16 protein-coding genes are annotated in these 19,963 nt (G+C 35.7%); 4 read left to right on the forward strand and 12 right to left on the reverse strand.

All coding sequences use genetic code 11. The features are described from left to right. Window positions 1-164 precede the first annotated feature (164 nt). Window positions 165-2,396, forward strand: a complete 2,232-nt coding sequence (gene katG, locus I5168_RS10150) for a catalase/peroxidase HPI (RefSeq protein WP_431471688.1) — start codon at window positions 165-167, stop codon at window positions 2,394-2,396. Window positions 2,397-2,458: 62 nt separating this feature from the next. Beyond that, window positions 2,459-2,932 (forward strand): ankyrin repeat domain-containing protein, encoded by a 474-nt coding sequence (locus tag I5168_RS10155; protein WP_431471689.1) that lies wholly within the window; start codon window positions 2,459-2,461, stop codon window positions 2,930-2,932. Window positions 2,933-2,965: 33 nt separating this feature from the next. Here the strand turns inward: I5168_RS10155 and I5168_RS10160 are convergent, their stop codons facing one another. The 7 genes from I5168_RS10160 to aroC all read right to left on the reverse strand — a co-directional run bounded on the left by I5168_RS10160 (window position 2,966) and on the right by aroC (window position 10,974). Further along, window positions 2,966-4,117, reverse strand: a complete 1,152-nt coding sequence (locus I5168_RS10160; protein ID WP_167341976.1) for a flavohemoglobin expression-modulating QEGLA motif protein — start codon at window positions 4,115-4,117, stop codon at window positions 2,966-2,968. A gap of 6 nt (window positions 4,118-4,123) precedes the next feature. Then, window positions 4,124-4,957, reverse strand: a complete 834-nt coding sequence (locus I5168_RS10165) for an N-formylglutamate amidohydrolase (RefSeq protein WP_431471690.1) — start codon at window positions 4,955-4,957, stop codon at window positions 4,124-4,126. Then, window positions 4,950-5,981, reverse strand: a complete 1,032-nt coding sequence (gene gshB / locus I5168_RS10170; protein ID WP_082586866.1) for a glutathione synthase — start codon at window positions 5,979-5,981, stop codon at window positions 4,950-4,952. The genes I5168_RS10165 and gshB overlap by 8 nt, the downstream gene beginning before the upstream one ends. Window positions 5,982-6,082: 101 nt before the next feature. Beyond that, entirely contained in the window at window positions 6,083-6,895 is an 813-nt protein-coding gene (locus tag I5168_RS10175; RefSeq protein WP_431471691.1) for a lamin tail domain-containing protein, read from the reverse strand. Continuing rightward, window positions 6,882-8,414, reverse strand: a complete 1,533-nt coding sequence (locus I5168_RS10180; protein ID WP_431471692.1) for a hypothetical protein — start codon at window positions 8,412-8,414, stop codon at window positions 6,882-6,884. The genes I5168_RS10175 and I5168_RS10180 overlap by 14 nt, the downstream gene beginning before the upstream one ends. Window positions 8,415-8,517: 103 nt before the next feature. Beyond that, window positions 8,518-9,846 (reverse strand): dicarboxylate/amino acid:cation symporter, encoded by a 1,329-nt coding sequence (locus I5168_RS10185; protein WP_431471693.1) that lies wholly within the window; start codon window positions 9,844-9,846, stop codon window positions 8,518-8,520. Between the two features lie 63 nt (window positions 9,847-9,909). Then, window positions 9,910-10,974 (reverse strand): chorismate synthase, encoded by a 1,065-nt coding sequence (gene aroC / locus I5168_RS10190; RefSeq protein WP_431471694.1) that lies wholly within the window; start codon window positions 10,972-10,974, stop codon window positions 9,910-9,912. A gap of 91 nt (window positions 10,975-11,065) precedes the next feature. Between aroC and I5168_RS10195 the strand changes: the two genes are divergently transcribed. Together I5168_RS10195 and I5168_RS10200 are read left to right on the forward strand one after the other, a co-directional pair. Further along, on the forward strand, window positions 11,066-11,836 hold the full coding sequence (locus I5168_RS10195; RefSeq protein ID WP_105018990.1) for a tetratricopeptide repeat protein: 771 nt from the start codon (window positions 11,066-11,068) through the stop codon (window positions 11,834-11,836). Between the two features lies 1 nt (window position 11,837). Further along, the gene (locus I5168_RS10200) at window positions 11,838-12,620 is read left to right on the forward strand and encodes a chorismate synthase (protein ID WP_431471695.1); all 783 of its coding nucleotides are present in this window, start codon (window positions 11,838-11,840) and stop codon (window positions 12,618-12,620) included. Here the strand turns inward: I5168_RS10200 and I5168_RS10205 are convergent. The 5 genes from I5168_RS10205 to I5168_RS10225 form a co-directional block, all read right to left on the reverse strand. Further along, on the reverse strand, window positions 12,617-13,372 hold the full coding sequence (locus I5168_RS10205; protein ID WP_431471696.1) for a patatin-like phospholipase family protein: 756 nt from the start codon (window positions 13,370-13,372) through the stop codon (window positions 12,617-12,619). The two genes, I5168_RS10200 and I5168_RS10205, sit on opposite strands and share 4 nt — an antisense overlap. 58 nt (window positions 13,373-13,430) lie before the next feature. Beyond that, window positions 13,431-13,973, reverse strand: coding sequence for a DUF805 domain-containing protein (locus tag I5168_RS10210; protein ID WP_431471697.1), 543 nt, complete (start codon window positions 13,971-13,973; stop codon window positions 13,431-13,433). 65 nt (window positions 13,974-14,038) lie between these two features. After that, a complete protein-coding gene (locus I5168_RS10215; RefSeq protein WP_431471698.1) occupies window positions 14,039-15,148 on the reverse strand; it encodes an endonuclease/exonuclease/phosphatase family protein in 1,110 nt (369 codons plus the stop codon). A 192-nt stretch (window positions 15,149-15,340) separates the two neighbouring features. Beyond that, window positions 15,341-16,243: a DUF3078 domain-containing protein gene (locus tag I5168_RS10220; RefSeq protein WP_105019272.1), complete on the reverse strand. Its 903-nt coding sequence runs from the start codon at window positions 16,241-16,243 to the stop codon at window positions 15,341-15,343. Between the two features lie 266 nt (window positions 16,244-16,509). Next, window positions 16,510-19,956 carry a methylmalonyl-CoA mutase family protein gene (locus tag I5168_RS10225; protein WP_431471699.1) on the reverse strand — a complete coding sequence of 1,149 codons (3,447 nt, stop codon included), beginning with the start codon at window positions 19,954-19,956 and terminating at the stop codon, window positions 16,510-16,512. Window positions 19,957-19,963: the final 7 nt, after the last annotated feature.

The raw sequence follows: 19,963 nt of genomic DNA on the forward strand, positions 1-19,963 counted from the left end.
TTAATAATTACTTAAAGCTATGTGATTTTAATCTTTAATAGTTTTTTCTTATTTTTAAATACGATATTAATATTTGTATCTAATCCTAAGTAGCGTAATAACAGCTAATTTTGAGAACATACTTAACAAGTTTAATTTCGACTAATAACCTAAAATAAACAACTATGAGCTCTAACAAACCACATGGAGAAGCCTTTGACATCAATGATTCCGATGCTTCAAAATGCCCCTTTTTAAGCGGGAATCAAAGTCAAACGGCTGGTCATGGAACAAAAAATCGTGATTGGTGGCCTAATGAACTTAAATTAAATATATTACGACAACACGATCCTAAACATAATCCATTAGGAGAAGACTTTAACTATGCCGAAGCATTTGCTAGCATTGATTACGACGAGTTAAAAAAGGACCTTACACAATTAATGACAGACTCTCAAGATTGGTGGCCAGCAGATTATGGACACTACGGCGGATTAATGATAAGAATGGCATGGCATAGTGCTGGTACCTATCGTGTAGGTGATGGTCGTGGTGGCGCATCAACAGGTAATCAACGTTTTGCCCCAATTAATAGCTGGCCAGATAATGGAAACCTAGATAAAGCGCGTTTATTATTATGGCCTATAAAGCAAAAGTACGGTAGTAAACTTTCATGGGCAGATCTTATGATTCTAGCAGGAAATGTCGCTTTAGAATCAATGGGATTCCCAACCTTTGGTTATGCAGGTGGTAGAGAAGATATTTACGAACCAGAACAGGATGTTTACTGGGGAAGCGAGACAGAATGGGGTGAAAACGCAGCACGATATGATGGAGAAAAAGATCCGTTAAAACGAGATCTAGAAGATCCACTTGCCGCAGTTATGATGGGTTGGATCTATGTAGATCCTGAAGGACCAGACGGTAATCCAGACCCTATAGGATCGGCAAAAGATGTAAGAGAAACTTTTGGCCGTATGGCGATGAACGATGAGGAAACAGTTGCTCTAGTTGCTGGTGGACATACATTTGGTAAAGCTCACGGTGCTGCAGATCCAGGACAATACGTAGGTGTGGAACCTCATGGGGCTTCAATGGCCGAAATGAGCACAGGATGGAAAAATACTTTTCAATCTGGTGTACTTGATGATGTAATTACTTCTGGTATCGAAGGAGCCTGGACACCTAATCCAACTCAATGGGATGCCGACTATTTTGATGTCTTACTTAACTACGATTGGGAACTTACAAAAAGTCCAGCAGGAGCGCATCAATGGACTCCTACAAAAGAATCCCAAGCAAGAATGGCACCTACTGCTGGCGGTAAAGGGAAACAAGCGCTCATGATGACTACGGCAGATATTGCTTTGAAAGAGGACCCTGAATACTTGAAGATTTCAAAAAGATTTTATGAAGATCATAAAGCCTTTGAAGAAGCTTTCGCGAAAGCGTGGTTTAAACTTACACACAGGGATATGGGACCAAAAGACCGTTATATAGGTCCAGAAATTCCGAAAGAAGATTTATTATGGCAAGATCCAATTCCTAAAGTAGATTACAAGTTAAGTGATACCGATATTCATACGCTAAAATCTATGATTGAATCCAGCGAATTAACCATTTCAGAAATGGTTAGAGTAGCATGGGCTTCTGCCTCTACATATAGAGACTCTGATAAACGAGGTGGAGCAAATGGTGCTAGAATTGCATTACAGCCGCAACGCAGCTGGAAAGTGAACAATCCTAGTGAATTGAATAAGGTTCTAGATGTATATCAAAAAATAAAAGAAACCTTTAATGGAGAAGTGTCTCTGGCAGATTTAATAGTGCTTGCAGGAAATGTAGCTATAGAAAAAGCCGCACACCAAGCAGGATACAGTGTAGAAGTACCATTTACTCAAGGAAGAGGTGATGCACTACAAGAGCAGACAGATATTGAACAGTTTAATTATTTAAAACCAGCAGGTGATGGTTTTAGAAATTATAAAAATGCTAATGTTGATGCAAAAGCTGAAAATCTTCTCGTAGATAAAGCAAATCTATTAACACTTACTGTCCCTGAAATGACTGTTTTAGTAGGTGGAATGCGAGTTCTAGGAGCAAATTATGATCAATCTGATTATGGTGTTTTTACTGAAAATGTAGGAAGTTTATCTAACGACTTTTTCAAGACTCTATTAGACATGAGATATACTTGGAAAGAAACGTCAGAAGAAGAAACTCATTTTGAGGGAAGAGATCGAGCTACAGGTGAATTAAAATTCAAAGCTACAAGAGCCGACTTAATTTTTGGTTCCAATACTGAATTAAGAGCAGTATGTGAAGTTTATGGAGCCAATGATGGTGAGGAAAGGTTTGTAAACGATTTTGTAAAAGCATGGGCAAAAGTTATGGATCTAGATAGATTTGACGTATAAATTATTAAAAATTCTAAAACGGGACTTGGATTTAATACCAGTCCCGTTTTTACTCATTCCCTATGACTACTACCCTATTTACTGCCATACAACAAAACCAATTAGTACAAGTTTTAGAAATACTAAAAAGACAACCTGAAATTGTAAATACTACAGATGCAAGAGGTTTTACACCTCTTATTTTTGCCACCTATTTTGATAGAGTTGATATTTCTAAAATATTAATCGATCACAATGCAGTCATTGATCAAAGAGATGGATCAGGAAATACTGCTCTCATAGGAGTTGCGTTCAAAGGAAATATGACACTTGCAAAACTGTTAATCGAAAATGGAGCCAACATAAATGCTACAAATAATTTAGGATACACTCCATTAATTTTTGCCAGCTTGTATAATAATATTGAAATGGTTCAATTTTTAATTGATAATCAAGCCTTAAAGGATATTAAAGATAACGAGGGAAAAACTGCATTGGAATATGCAAGAGCAAAGAAATTCTCGGAAGTTATTTCAATACTATCTAGGAATGAATAATGCTCATTTGTTAAAATTTACTTTTAAAATTTTCTATTTTAAATGTTTCAGAATAAAATCTAAAGTTTCATTCGTATTCAAATTGTTTTTTAAAGACAATGAATCGTAAGAAATAGGAATAGAGAGTCCTTCACGCTCTAGCTCCTGAACTATACCACTATACTCAAGGGAACATTTACCTCTCAATTGTAGTTCTATTGATTGATCCTCTTTAAAAAGGTCATAAATCTTTTTTAAACCTGATAAGTAAAGAGCATCTTTAGTAAAACCACCACCACGATGAACTCTTAAAGTGATAGCAAATGCTTTATCCCTATCTAACTTGTATTTAGTATGAAGCAGGTCAAAAGTGTCAGTGAATGTGTATCCTTTAAGTAAGGAGTCTACAGCTATTACTCGATAGGCTAGTTCTCTTAATCGATCGATTGTAAGATTATTTGTCATATACTCTGCCATTACAGCGAGCCCTTCTTGAGTTTCAACATTATTAGGAAAACCGTTCTTAAAGACCTTTAATGGCTGTTCCAATGCATTAAAAGTAGTTACCAAATGTACTCCTATCTCATGGTGAGCCAATACATTAAGCTGGTGTTTACTAAATTTAGAATTACGTTTCAGTATTAAAGCCTGGTCAATATTGGAGACCATGGCACTTGCGCTCATAGCACTACTTGTCTTAATAGTAAAGTCAAAATTGTAATTGACTTTATAGTCTTCAAAAAAACTTATAGCTTCCTCCGTTGTGAGAAACTCATCTTCTTTTTGATTCTCTTCAATATTATCGGTATAGTGAAGTATAAAACGAGCATTTTCTACCATTTTTTCAGTTGGCGTACCGTAATACCTCAAACTGTTATAATAAAATTTGTTACCTGTATCTCCTATGGTCTCGATACATTCAACCATACCACTGTAATAGTAAATGATATCTTTGTAAAAATCCCTAATAATCTCGTTGTCAATACGCTCCAACCGTTGACTAAAAAATAGTCTGTGTAGTTTATAGGGATTAAATTTTATCTTACGATATTTAAAATTGGGTTCGTAATTGTATCTTTTCTGAAAAAACGTTTTCTTCTCTTTTGCAATATTCTGTGGATTGATATAAGCTAGTAATTCTAGTTTACCTATCAACCTATCTAGACTGCGATCTATTTCAATTATGGAATTTGATGCACTATTCATTCTTACTTATTTCAATCCATATGTTGTTTGAAAATTATGCGCATGAGATTTGATATAATATCTTAAAAGATCTTGAACCGATTTAATAACATCAGGAAATAATTGCCCTGTGAGTTCGTTGCAATAGATTTTAGAAATTTCTGTTGCTAGAACTAGTGTATTTTGAGTATTTGCGGTTATAAATTTTAAGAAATATCCGTTACCTTGAAAAACATCATTAATATTACACCTGACCTCTTGATCTATTGGTAAGGGTAAGTCATCTAACATTTCTTGCCATTCAGTTATAGCAACTCTGTATCTATCTTCATCTACATTTGAAGTACCTATATTAAACACTGGAACTTCTCTATCCCATCTCTTGTAATTATAACTGTGCATGTCATAAACGACAACCGCAGGATACATTTCTTCAAGTTTATGAGAAAGAGCTTTAACTACTCTATAGAAGTTGTTGTGTTTTTGAAGTTGTTGTTCTTTCTGCTTTCGCGAAAGCGGAGTGCTCCACAATTTTTTACCCCAAGCAGAATCATAGATCGCAGTATCTGGAGCTCGATTAAGATCGTACTCAAACCTACTGTCTAAACCTATAAGAGTAATTGGTGTATCAGAAATCATTTGACCTGTCGCGGGATCTTCCTCATACCAACGCTCATATTCTGAGTGTAAGCATTGCGACCATAAGGAAGCATCAAAATGATGTCCATCATGAACGGCTGCTGCAAAGAAAGGAACATAATCTTCTATCTTAACAACAAAAGAATAATCAAATGCTGCCGCATGAAAGGTTTCTTCCTTTCTAATTTTTTCTATGATTTCTTCAATACTCAGTTTAATCATCTTGTAGAGATAACTTGAGTTTGTTACGACGTTCTTGAGCCTTTTTTTCGGTTTCAACTACTTCTTCAAAATAGTTGATTACCTTTTCCTGCAATTTTGTTTTGTTGACTTTATTAATGTACGAAATTCCACCTGGTGACATTACATTAACTTCTACCAGCATACCATTGATCACATCAATTCCAACAAAATAAAGACCATCCTTAACTAATTTTGGACCAATTTTATTGCAAAGATTCTTTTCTGCTTTTGTGAGAGCATGTTTTTGAAATGAACCACCTGCGCTTATATTAGATCTGTGGTCATCTCCACTAGGTACTCTTTTTACTGCACCTATAGGTTTACCGTTGAGTAACAATATACGAACATCGCCATTATCTGCTCCCTCAATATAATCTTGAAGTATTACATAATTAGTGGTTCCATCCTTATTATCAATATAAAAGTCTAGCAAAGAGTTAACATTTTGCATTGCATTTTTTTCAATCATGATCACACCACTTCCGCCATAGCCATTAAGAGGTTTCATAATCATTTTGTCCTTTGGATTTTCCTTAATCACGCTTTTAAGGTACTTCTTGTTTTTGGAAACATGAGTAACTGGAATGATTTCATTGTTTGGATCATCAAAACAAGCAGTGTACAATTTGTTGTTTGCCTCGCGCAATCCCTCAATATCGTTTACTATAAAGACATCTTCCTTTACACTATCTAGAAAATTTAAGGCTATGGGATCAAGAGGTGGATTTGCTCTCATCATGATTATATCAAAGCCAGCTAGAGGAAGCATTTTTTCTTTAAACTCAGCTTTTTTATAAAACGATTTCATTTGAGCAGGAACTTTATCCATTTTACGTATAACCTTAGAAAAAGCATAAGCTATACTACCACGTATTGTTAGGTTAGATGGCGTTGCAATGGCCACTTTATGACCTCTTTTAACACATTCATGAATTAGGGTAAGGGAACTATCGGTCTCAGGAACGATTTCTTCCCATGGATACATAATAAAACAAATATTCATAAGATATAATTGTGGCTTGATTGCATGTGCAAACTACTAAAATATACAGTAATCTTGTAATGATTTCTGAAAAATAGACTCTATTTATAGAAATCTAGAAATTATCGTGTGCCTAAATGTGAAAAATCATTTTCAGGATGTGCGGTCCATTCTGACGTATTCCATGAGGCGTTAGGATCTGTAATTGATGCTATTCTCCTGATACCGTTTAGGTAGGTATCTTGTCCATCTACAGCATAACCATTTCCAGGGTCAGTTCCTGGAATTCCCACCACGTCGATAATATTATTTGATAAATCGGTTAACAAAACAGGATCGTCACCATTAAAGTCTAATGGGTCACCAGCATTAGGCACATTATAATCTATCACCGATGCTGAAACTTCAGTTTGCAGCATGTTTGCAATTACAAAAGTGTCTCCGGGAGCGATACTTCCTGTAATGAAGATTTCACGATCGGTACCTCCAATGGGAAAATCACCACCGTTCCTAAAAATAATTAATTTAATGGTCGATAAATCAATAGTACTTGAAGTACCATTATAAAGTTCAATAAATTTATTGTTACCACCACCTTCAATATATTCAGATATAATGAGTTGTGAAGTAACCGTAGAACAGTGAATTTGTTGCCATGAGTTTGTTACTCCATCATAAATTTCTAAACACTGTTGGGTTGTGTAATTTACGTAAACTAATGTCCCATCGCTTGAAGCTGTTGTATTGATACTAGCTTGTTGTGCAGGTGTGACCAAAGGTATTTGCATACCGCCAAAACTTACACTGGTTTGAGCATTTATATCTAAAGCAACCGCACTATCAGGTAAATTGGTATTAATACCGACTTGACAATAAACTTTTCCTAATACTAAGGAAGTAAGTATAAGGAATAAAAAAGATTTACGGATTACCATATAATTCTACGTTATCAATTACCCAAAGCTCATTATCATTATCATTATACATTACGATTGAAAAAACCAAATTAGCGCTATTTGGGATTCCTGTAATCGTAACTGTAGAATAACCACCAGCTCCAGTTGGCGTAACTACCGAGGTGCTTATATTGTCACCATCATAATTTAGAGAGTAAGATCCAGTAGCCGAAAAATCATACCGTCGATTATTATTTCCTAAAATTTCTAATTCATAACTGTAAGTTAAACCACCATCGGTACTAACATATACATCTATATAATCTCCTCCATCTGCACCATTACCGTTCGAAATTAAACTAAAGCTAGCCAATCTAAATGTAGCTGTTACCGAGGAGAAACCACTAGCATCAACACTTCCAAAATCTATATCAGCATAATCATTATTAACTCCATATGATCTAGAGTCAATATAGGTAGGTGTATTGGGCGCAGTTCCTACTCCCGTTTGTAAGCTACCCGTAGCATTATCGATGTAATTTAATGTAGGTAAAGCTGGAGTAGTCTCAAAATCTTGTATTCCCAATAAAACGGGTACACCATCATCATCGTAAACATCCCAAAGATCAGTATCATCTGTACCTATTGAGTTTGTTCCTAATCCACCAGTAACATTTGTAATGGTAAAAGTTAGGTTTGCGGTTCCATCCAATAGCAAGTTATCTTGAACGTTAAATACGGTTGTCGTGTATGGCGAGGTTTGATTGGCTGGTATAGTTATCGTAACAGGTCCTGTTTCTTGCAATCTAGAATAGTCATCACTTGAGATGGTTACATCAACAGCTGTAGTTGAAGTATAAGGATATTCAAAAACTAAATTAATATCATCGGGTACGGCTCCTTCAGATATTGTAGATAATTGTGGATCAAACTCAACTATCGTTGGCGCATACTCAATTTGAGAACTATATGAACTAATTGCCTCGATTCCAGGACTGGCTCCAGTTGTTGTTGTAGGCGTAATTCCTAAATAGATATAGTTACCAGCATCTGCCGCTGTGATGGTATAAGTATTATTAGTTGCTCCTGCAATAGGTGTTCCTACACCAGAATTGGTAGTATTGGTATACCATTGATATAACGGTAAACCTGGTGTATCATTTTCATTATCAGTTTGGAAACTGCTGTTAGTTTCATCGTAGGTGGTTGACAATGTTTCACCTACAAGATTTTCAGATGATATCACGACGTTAGCAGCTACAGGTGGTTGATTCATACAGTAAACATCGTCCCAACCGGTCAGTTGACTATAAATTTGTAAACACCTTAAAGATCCATCAGATAGATAAATCATCATTCCATCAGGAATCGGTGTGGTTATAGCAGCACGCTGGACCAATGTCACAGTAGGTAACTTTAAACCACCGTATACACCTGTACTTATTTCTGCATTTATATCTAGCGCAGCAGCACTATTAGGTATGGTAGTTCCTATTCCTACTTGTCCAACTGAGAGTTGAACAGAACACAAAATGAGTATAAAATAGAAAAACTTCAAAATCAATATTTTAGCATTATAAAGCTACATGGTTTTGAAGTTTTTAATGTTAATTCATTGTAGTTTTTCGATAAACTACCTTAAACTTTTTATTAACACAATGTTAAGAAGTCACTTCGTCTAGGTTATCATCCCAATTTTTAACATCTGGCTCACCAAATTTTCCCAGACTCTTTGCCACTACCGATGCTACTGTAGCATCTCCAGTAACATTAACTGTGGTTCGCAACATATCAAGTGGCCTATCTACCGCAAATATTAAAGCTAGTGCTACTGGTAACAATTCTGATGGAAAGTCAATAGACTCTAATACGATTACAAGCATCACCATTCCTGCTCCTGGAACAGCTGCACTTCCTATAGATGCTAATAAAGCAGTTAAAATTATAGTTAATTGTCCAGCTAGACCTATCTCAATATTGAGAGCTTGACAAACAAATACCGCTGCCACCGCTTGATATAAGCTTGTCCCATCCATATTAATGGTTGCTCCTACCGGTAATACAAAACTGGAAACATCTTTTTCAACACCCATGTGTTCTTCAACACGTTCCATGGTAACTGGTAAAGTTGCCGCACTGGAACTGGTAGAAAAAGCAAGTAATTGAGCTGGTGCAATTTTATTAAGAAACCAAAACGGTGACTTTTTTACATAAAGGGCAAAAATCAGACAATAAACTACAATCATTAAGAACAATCCTGCTATAACAGTAAGTGCATAATATAATAAGGCCAATAAGATTTCAGGATCATCGGCACTTACAACAACATTTGCTAGTAAAGCAAATACTGCAAATGGTGCAGTGAGCATAATTAAATCAACCATTTTCAATACTACATCGTTTAAACTGTCAAAAAAGTTCTTAAGTGGTTGCGATCTCTCCTCTCCTATTAATAACATACTTATGCCTAGAAAAATGGCGAAAAATATGACTTGTAACATTAAACTGTTATTGGACATTGCGCTCACAGCATTATCTGGTACCATATCTACAAGAGCTTGTAAAGGACCTGCATCTTTTTGAGCAGCAGCAGTTGCTAGCTTTCCTTGAATATTCTCATTACCCTCGTAAGTACGACTTAATTTTTCTATTGTTTCTTCAGAAACTCCTGATCCAGGTTTTACCAAATTAACAATTCCCAATCCTATAGTTATAGCAATTACAGTAGTTCCTATATAAATAAGAATGGTGCGCAATCCCATGTTGCGAAATTTGGCGATATCCTTTAAATCGGATATACCTTTAATAAGCGATGCTAGAATTAAGGGTACAGCAATTAACTTTAATAAATTGACAAATATTTTACCAAATGGAGCTATCCAATCACCTACAAAATCTTTTCCTCCATTCCATTGAGCCATTCCTATACCGAATAGGATTCCGACTACCATTCCAATTAATATCTGCCAGTGTAAAGCTAATTTCTTCATATAAATTGTTTGTTGCTCACGAATAGTTCGGTAGGTTGGACCGCTTTCGCGAAAGCGTAATTATTATAATTTTATTGTTTTTGATCTAAGTAGATGATCTAGAATAGTTATTGCAGCCATAGATTCTACAATGGGAACTGCACGAGGAACTACACAAGGATCATGTCTACCTTTACCTTTCATAATCACTTTATTACCTTCATGATCAATAGTTTCTTGATCCTGCATAATGGTGGCAACTGGTTTAAAGGCAACTCTAAAATAAATGTCCATTCCATTTGAAATTCCACCTTGAATTCCACCACTCAAATTGGTCTGGGTTGTGCCATCTTCATTGTAAAGGTCATTATGCTCACTACCTTTCATTTTGGCCCCACAAAAACCGCTACCGTATTCAAATCCTTTAACAGCATTAATAGAAAGCATGGCCTTACCCAAATCGGCATGTAACTTATCAAATACGGGTTCTCCCAATCCTGCTGGAACATTTTGAATTACACAGGTTATCGTGCCGCCTATAGTGTCGCCAGATTTGCGTACTTGCATAATTTTTTCTTGCATGGCCTGTGCAGTAGAAGAATCTGGACAACGCACATCATTTGAGTCGATTTGTGAAAAATCTAACTCCTGATACATTTTGTTTATAAATAAATCTCCTACACTACTAGTGAAGGCATTTACCTTAATACCGCTTAGTACTTGTTTTGCAATTGCTCCAGCAACTACTCTACAAGCTGTTTCACGAGCGCTACTGCGACCACCACCGCGATAATCTCTTATACCATATTTATCCTGATAAACTTTGTCGGCATGACTAGGTCTATAGGAGTCTTTGATATGCGAATAATCTTTTGACTTTTGATTTTCATTTACAATTTGAAAGCCTATTGGTGTTCCTGTAGTTTTACCTTCAAAAATACCTGAGTGAAATTGAACAGTGTCACTTTCTTTACGTTGAGTAACAATTTTACTTTGACCAGGTTTACGCCTGTCTAATTCGTATTGAATCGCTTCTAGATTGATTTCAACTCCCGAAGGACATCCGTCAATAACACCACCGATTGCCACACCGTGTGATTCTCCATAGGTGGTGAGTTTAAATATGGTACCTATTGTATTTCCTGCCATGTAAGCAAATATAATGAGTCTGTAATATTAGATTTGGATTGAAAAGCACTTTATTTGCTTATATACTATTTAAATATGTAGATTAGCCCGTATGAAAAACAAATCAATAATAAGTTTGGCTGTTGTAGCTTTTTTTGTAATTGCCTGTGGATCAATAAAAAATACAACCACTAAAGAAGAAAAAAAAGAATCTAACCAAGTAGAGGAAGTAAAAGATTTAAGATCTTTATTTTCTGAAGGTGATTCTCAAAAGGCCTTAAATATTTTAAATGAAACCGTTTCAAAAAGTAAGGATTCTAATAAAGTGGAAGAAGCTCTATACTTAAAAGGATTTTATTTTCATGCTAACGATGACCTTACCGCTGCAATTGATGTCTACAACCAACTAGACGAATATGACGCTGACAACTCTTACCTAACTAAAACATCCAGTTTACGAAAACTCATGGATATTAAAGAAAGTATGAGTCAGGTAACTGAAAAGAAGGACTCTTTAGAAACTTTCCTCATGATAAAATCATTTCCTACATTGAAGGAATGTGGTACTTCTAATACTGATAATTTATTGCGTGATTGTTTTAAATCTACAGTAAACGGTATTGTCGTTAACAATTACGATACTAGTATCGGTGAAACATTTACCCTAAGTAATTTCAACAGAATTTACGTTAATTATGAAATAAACGATCAAGGACAGGTTTCCAGTATTAAATCGATAACAAGAAACACTTATAATCCTTATTTAACTCTTGAAGCAGAAAGAATGGTGGCTCTACTAAATATCATAAAGCCAGCAATGAATCAGGATGACGAACCCATGAAAATAAAAGTATCTTTACCAATAACTTACAGAACACAATAACATGTCAAAACTTAACTATCTACTAGCCACAGCCTTATTATTCATTATTGCATCATGTTCCAGCGATGATGAATCTCCTAGAACCGATTTTGATTATTTCCCTAGCTCTTTGAATAGCTCTTGGAATTATGATGTTACTACTGATGGAGTAGTTTCTCAAGATGTATTAACTATTTCAAATGAAACGGGTTCCAGCTTTTCATTACAAAGTAATCCAGATCCTGCTAATGGTTTAATGAGTACTATTTTGACTAGTGGTACATTAACCAAAGAATCAGGTAGGTTATTAGGATCTGGAAATTTAAATTTAAGTTTTCAAGGATTGAACGATTTTGATATTTCTATTAATAATGCGCCTCTTTATGATCAAAATGCAGGAGCAAATCAAGAGCTTTTCTCCACAACCGGTATGACAACTCAACCTGTTCAAGGTTATGATTTAAATATAGTTTATACAGCAAGAACAGTCCAGCAAAGTGATGTGACTAGTCTTCAAGTAAATGGTTCTAACTACAGCGATGTATTATACAGTCAATTAATAGTAAATGCTACCATAACTAGCGATGTTCAAGTAGCAGGATTTACCACTACCGTACCAGTAATGAACGCACAAGATGTTATTGTAATTGATAACTATTGGGTTGAAAATGTTGGTCTAATCAAATCGGATGTTGTTTTTACATACCAGCTTGAAGATTTTAGTAGTTTAGGTGTCAATCTACCTATTCCTAGTACGGATCGTATAGAATCAAATCAAGAACTTACAGCCTATAATATCAATTAAGAATACTGTAGCTTCAATACTTTTAGAGCCTCACGATATCCGATTTCAAAAATAGCATCGGCTTGTGAGGCTTGAAATAAATGGTAACTCTCTAATTCTTGCGGTGCTATCACCCATTTGCAATATTTAAACTTTTTTAAAGACCTATCGTGCATTTTTAAATTTACGGCGCGATTAATCACATCGATAGTTCTTTTGAAATCGTTTTTATTCATTTCCTTTAAGGGACATACATATACTCCATACATCTCATCTACCCTATTCTCAAGTGGTTTACAAGGAAAATTATCAATAATTCCTCCATCGGTGTATAGATCATTGTCAATTTCAACTGGTGTAAAAACACCTGGAACCGCCGCACTAGCTAGAACAGAAGAAATTAAATCACCGTCACTAAATACTTTCTTACGTCCTGTGATCAAGCTTGTAGCTGTTACAAACAACTTACGCTCTAGCTTTTCAAAAGAATTATCGGGAAAATACTTAATTAGGTAATTTCTAAACACATCGCTATTGACAAAGCCAGCTTTGCTACGTGCAAATGTTGAAAACGTAAATAGTTTTATCTCTTTGAACATACTTAATATATCCTCTGGTTCATAACCTGCACAATACATTGCACCTACAATAGCACCAGCACTTGAACCTGAAACCTCATCTGGAAACAGCTCAAATTCCTTCATTGCTTGTAATGCTCCTGCGTGTGCGACACCTCTATGACCACCGCCAGATAGTACTAGACCTTTTTTCATTATTATTTGTTGGTTTGTATATAAAGGATTTCTTCAGTAGCTAGATCCTTAAAGTTCATTAAAAATCTTTAAAAGCATCTTCTTCATATGAAGGTTGAGAATAAGATGGATTGTTTTCAGATTTAAAATTAAAAATGTTATTGCCTATACCTTTAGGATTTGGGCCCCAATTGTTGTGACCAGGTTGAGAGTCTTCCGCTAGGTAAATAATCAAAATAATAGAACCAACAAAAGGTATTAAACTTAAAAAATAGTTCCATCCACTTCTGCCTGTGTCATGTAATCTTCTTACAGTTACAGCTAGCGAAGGAATAAAAACGGTCAACATATATAATGACCACAAAATTAGAATTAAAATGAGACCATCTTCACTTTGATTGACTGCAAAAGGTATTAATAGTAAATACAAACCAAATACTACGAGTACATTGAACAATACCAAAAACCAATATTCCGATCTTCTAGATCTACCTGTAAAAACTGCATATTTGTTGAAAACATCTTTTAAAGAATCTTTGATACCATAGGCATCTGATTCCTTTTTAAAGGGTTCACGATTACGCCTGGATCTGTATTCTGGTTGTGACGGTATTGTTTCCATTTGTCTTGATTAGTTCAACAAATGTACATCATAGAAACGTTTTACTATAAAAATATAGTGGTTAGCTAGTTCATAAGATCTCTCAATTGATTAGGCAGCTCAAGAAAACTGCTCATACCATTTTTACTCATTTGATCCTTGCATCTTTGCCAGTCCTGTTTCTCAATGATTTGAACGGGCTGTTCCTCTTTAATTTCAGACTCTAGAGAGACTTTTAAGTATAATGGGTAATGATCACTTCCTACATAAGGTCTGGTTTCCATAGCGACAAACCTAAAGTCATTGCTTACTAGAATATGGTCCAGTGGCCATCTTAATGGAAAATATTCTGCATGATATGAATTATAAAAACCACGTCCCTTTTTAGGATCTAATAATTTACCAATCCGTTGTGTAAGCTGTGTAGCATCTGACCAAATAACATCATTAAAATCTCCCATAATCACAACTGGCAATTCACTTTCATGAGCCTTTAAAGCCACGAGCATGAGTTCCTTGTCCCTATCAGAAGACATAGGATTGTGTTGTGGCATGGGCGGTGTTGGGTGCACTGCATATAGTTGGATGATTTCACCTTGTGAAGTTGTAGCCTTGGTTTCAATTGAAGGTATCTCTTTATCCACTAAAAAATTAATCTTTGTATCTGATAACGGTAATTTACTATAAAGTAACATTCCATAGGTATTATCTTGTGGTTGTTCCACCACAAAAGGATATTTATTCTGTAATTCAGTTCTAAAACTATTAGCCCACTTTTGATCAGTTTCAAGTGCAAGCACTATATCTGGATTTACATTTTTAATATCCTTAATTACTGCAGATTGATCCTTATTTTTCTGTAGTACGTTAACAACATAAAGCGACATATCATCTTGTTGATTGGATACTTTCTGAGTCTCTAATAATTCTGTAGGATATAAAAATGTATAGGGAATTATTTTGGTCAATTGAAAACCAAAACAAGCTAATAAAATCAAGATATAGGTATAGTCGTTTATGAATTTCGGCTTAAAAACAAAAAAGTATAGAACTATGGCAATGAAGGTAAAACTGGTAAGGAGTAAATGAGGAAAATCAAAAATTCTTATCCACCAAAAATCTGCCGCTACTAAGGGCATTAATGATAAAAGAGCTGCAACAATACCGAGTACTTGAAATAATTTTCTCCAATTCATGTTTTGAAGTTACCGAAGCTTACAGAAATTGGTGGTAATACTTTGTTAATTAGATAATTATTTGAATTTCTTTACACTTTATTAAAGAAAAAATGAATCTAATTGATACGTGTTGTTTGGTTTTAGTTACGCTTTCGCGAAAGCGTAATACCTAAAGAGTGTACTAGTTTGCTTACAGTAATAAAAAACTAACTAAGCTTGTTTTTCAGGTTTCTCACCTAGAGCATATTTAAATCCTAATCCGATTACCTGACGTACTTGAAAACCTTTAATGGTGTTATCGTCGTAAATCGTTTGAAAGGCAAAATTACCGCTTATATAATCGTTAACCTTCAGAAAAAGATTGAAAGTAAAATCAATATCCACATTCTCAGGTTCGTCCAAGTAGTCACTGTATAAGCTTAGAACATTTTCCATATGAATATTTTTTGCTACCTCGAGCTTTGAATAGCCACGAAGAGAAGCACCTACTTCCCATCTCGCGGTCTTATTGGCTTCAACTCCAAAAAAAGGATCATAGCTTTCGACCGCAGCAGGATCATTCAAGTCAACATCTGTAAATCTGGATGATACGGTTATCAATCTTGTTGTAGCCGGTGCTACATTAAGATTAAGGGTTTTGGACTTTTTCCACAAAATACCTAGACCTAGTTGAAAATACGATGGCGAAAAACCACCAGAAATTTCTGTTCTATCTTGAATAGTACTCACACTGCCATCTGGATTGACCTCTTCTTTATTTGAAAATTCATACCCTGAGATAAGTTGTGTTCTAAAATTGAAAATTGTACTATAATTCCAAAAACTCTTATTTATTTGATTACCCACGATACTTGTAACCTCAAATCTATCGGTTGTCTTGCGTAAAAAACGTTGGTCCTTAACCTGTGAAAGTCCAAATTCTAACAGCGCCCTCGTATCCCAGGACAGTTTATCTTTTTTATACTGTATATCATATGTAAGACTTACATCACCTGAAATATTAGTTACTCCACCACCTTGCCATTCATCATTAAAGGCACTTTGATTAAATATAAAACTCGCTCTACCCCATGATGCCCAATTGGTAGGTTTTGTGACTTCTGTGGAGTCCATTGGCACTTGTTTTTGAGCAAACGATAAATAGGAACTTATAAATACTAAAAATAATAAGGAAACTTTCAATGTAATTCTGGCTTATTTTCAAATATATTAAACCTGTATTTAAGCAAAAAACTACATCAAAACATTAAGTTTTCTTTAAGTTTTAGTAGGTTTCTCAAAAGCAATATTTTACGACTACCTAATCTGGTTAATCCCTAAAAACAAAAAATGCGCCTTTTTAACTGGCGCATTTTTATTAGATACAAGTTTGTAACCACTTACATATTCCTTCTATACTGTCCACCTACTTCAAATAGAGCTTCAGTAATCTGTCCAAGCGAACAAACTTTAGCAGCTTCCATTAAGTGTTTAAAGATGTTTTCATTCTTAACAGCAGCTTCTTGTATGGCAGATAGCTGTTCTTGTTGCGCTTTCGCGAAAGCGGTATGCAAATTATCCTTTGTAGCAATTTGAGCTTGTTTCTCCTCTTCTGTCGCGCGGATAACCTCTGCTGGCAACACCGTAGGACTTCCCTTACTGCTCAAGAAAGTGTTTACACCGATTATTGGAAATTCACCAGTATGCTTTAACATTTCATAGTGCATACTTTCTTCCTGAATCTTGCTACGCTGGTACATGGTTTCCATAGCGCCTAGCACGCCACCACGCTCTGTGATGCGATCAAATTCTGTCAAAACGGCTTGCTCTACTAGATCGGTCAATTCTTCAATGATAAATGAACCTTGAATAGGGTTCTCGTTCTTAGCAAGACCTAGCTCTTTATTAATGATTAACTGGATTGCCATCGCACGACGTACACTTTCTTCTGTAGGAGTGGTTATCGCCTCGTCATATGCATTTGTGTGTAGCGAGTTACAGTTATCGTAAATTGCATAAAGTGCTTGTAAGGTGGTTCTTATATCGTTGAAGTCAATCTCTTGTGCATGTAACGAGCGACCACTAGTTTGGATGTGGTATTTCAACATCTGTGCACGAGCATTTGCTCCGTATTTGTGTTTTAACGCCTTAGACCAAATCTTCCTTGCTACACGACCTATCACGGAATATTCTGGATCGATACCATTACTAAAAAAGAAACTTAGGTTAGGCCCAAATTTATTAATGTCCATACCACGGCTTAAGTAGTATTCAACATATGTAAATCCATTAGCTAGTGTAAATGCTAGCTGTGTAATTGGATTGGCACCAGCCTCGGCAATGTGATAACCAGAAATAGAAACACTATAGAAATTACGAACTGCTTTTTCGATGAAATATTCTTGAACATCACCCATTAATCTAAGGGCAAACTCGGTAGAGAAAATACAAGTATTTTGAGCTTGATCTTCTTTTAGAATATCTGCTTGTACAGTACCACGTACTTGATTCAGTGTTTCAACTTTTATTTTGTTATACACCTCTGGTTCTAATATCTGATCACCGGTAACTCCTAGAAGCATCAAACCTAATCCATCGTTACCTTCCGGTAAATCACCATGGTACTGTGGTCTTTCTAGATCTAGATCATCATAAAGCTCTTTTAATTTAGCCTCTACTCTATCTTCTAGACCATTTTCTTTGATGTACTTCTCACAATTTTGATCTATGGCAGCATTCATAAAAAAGCCTAATAACATAGGTGCTGGACCATTAATAGTCATCGACACCGAAGTTGCTGCGTGAGATAAATCGAATCCGGAATACAGTTTTTTAGCATCATCTAGACAGCATATACTTACTCCTGCATTACCAATTTTACCGTAAATATCTGGTCTGTGGCCTGGGTCATTACCATAAAGCGTTACACTATCAAAAGCTGTACTCAATCGCTTGGCTGGCATGCCTAAACTCACATAGTGGAAACGACGGTTTGTACGTTCTGGTCCACCTTCACCAGCAAACATACGTGTAGGATCTTCTCCTGTTCTTTTAAATGGATACAATCCTGCGGTATATGGAAATTCGCCAGGAACGTTTTCTTGTAAACACCATAGTAAAATATCACCCCAAGCGCTGTATTTAGGTAAAGCAACTTTTGGAATTTGTTGGTGCGACAAACTTTCTGTGTGCGTATCAATTTTTATTACCTTATCACGTACCTGAAATTCATAAACAGGTTGTTTATATCGGATAACTTTTTCACTCCAACCCGTAATAATTTCCCAGTTGTATGGATCCAGGTCTTTAAGAGTCTTATTGAATTGGGCGATTAATAAATCAATAAATTCTTTATCTGAAGAATTAGCTTGATTTAAAATCTCATCTTCGTTTAACCCCTTTTCGGCTAATAAAGAATCAGTTTGATTCTCATTCTTTATATCGAGAACTGTAATAATAGTTTTGAAAACACCAAATAGCTTTTGAGCAGTTTCAGATTGAGCTTTGGCCGTTGCGTCGTACGAGCGATTATTTTCTGCGATTTCACTTAAATAACGTGTACGTGCTGGTGGAATTACAAATATCTTCTCGCTTTGTGATTTGTTTAATTCACTTTGTGGTTTTAAATCTACACCTGTTTTATTGGTGACTTCTAACATTAATGCCTCATATAAGGCATTCATACCAGGATCATTGAATTGACTAGCAATAGTACCAAATACTGGTAGCGTTTCAGGATCTGTTTCCCATAAATTGTGATTGCGCTGGTACTGTTTTTTGACATCTCTTAAAGCATCTAAAGCACCTCGCTTGTCAAATTTGTTTATGGCAACGACATCGGCAAAGTCTAACATGTCAATTTTCTCTAATTGTGTAGCCGCACCAAATTCTGGAGTCATCACATATAAAGACACGTCGCTGTGTTCTAATATTTCTGTATCGCTTTGCCCGATTCCACTAGTTTCTAGAATGATTAAATCATAATTAGAAGCTTTAAGAACATCTACTGCTTCTTGCACATGTTTTGACAGTGCAAGATTAGACTGTCGCGTTGCTAGTGAACGCATGTAAACACGATCGTTGTTGATTGCATTCATGCGAATGCGATCACCCAACAGCGCTCCACCAGTTTTACGCTTTGATGGGTCAACTGATATTATACCTATATTTTTCTCTGGAAAATCGATTAAAAATCTACGAATTAACTCGTCTACTAATGAGGATTTACCAGCTCCACCTGTTCCTGTTATACCTAAAACAGGTGCTTGACTATCAGTTTTATCTGCTTCTGCAAAGTGTTTTTCAAAATCTTCATGCCTATTTTCTGCCAGCGATATCAATCTCGCAATAGTAGGCACGTCATTTTGCAATAATTCTCCGTTTAATTTCGCTTTCGCGAAAGCGGGAACAGGAACATCGCATCGTTTTACTAGATCATTGATCATTCCTTGTAGTCCCATTTCACGACCATCGTCTGGACTGTAAATGCGCTCAATTCCATAATCCATCAATTCCTGAATCTCGCTAGGCAAGATTACTCCACCGCCACCACCAAATATTTTAATATGACCAGCTCCTTTTTCCTTGAGTAGATCATACATGTATTTGAAGTATTCATTGTGACCACCTTGATAGGATGTCATTGCGATGGCATTTGCATCCTCTTGAATTGCTGTGTTTACCACTTCTTCAACACTGCGATCATGACCTAAATGAATTACCTCACAACCGGTTGATTGAATAATACGGCGCATTATATTAATAGCGGCATCATGTCCATCAAATAGACTAGCAGCTGTTACAATTCTTACTTTATTTTTTGGGGTATATGGTGTTTGATCTTGCATGACGCTA

It is taken from the genome of Nonlabens sp. SCSIO 43208 (assembly GCF_050703575.1).
GTDB lineage: Bacteria > Bacteroidota > Bacteroidia > Flavobacteriales > Flavobacteriaceae > Nonlabens > Nonlabens tegetincola.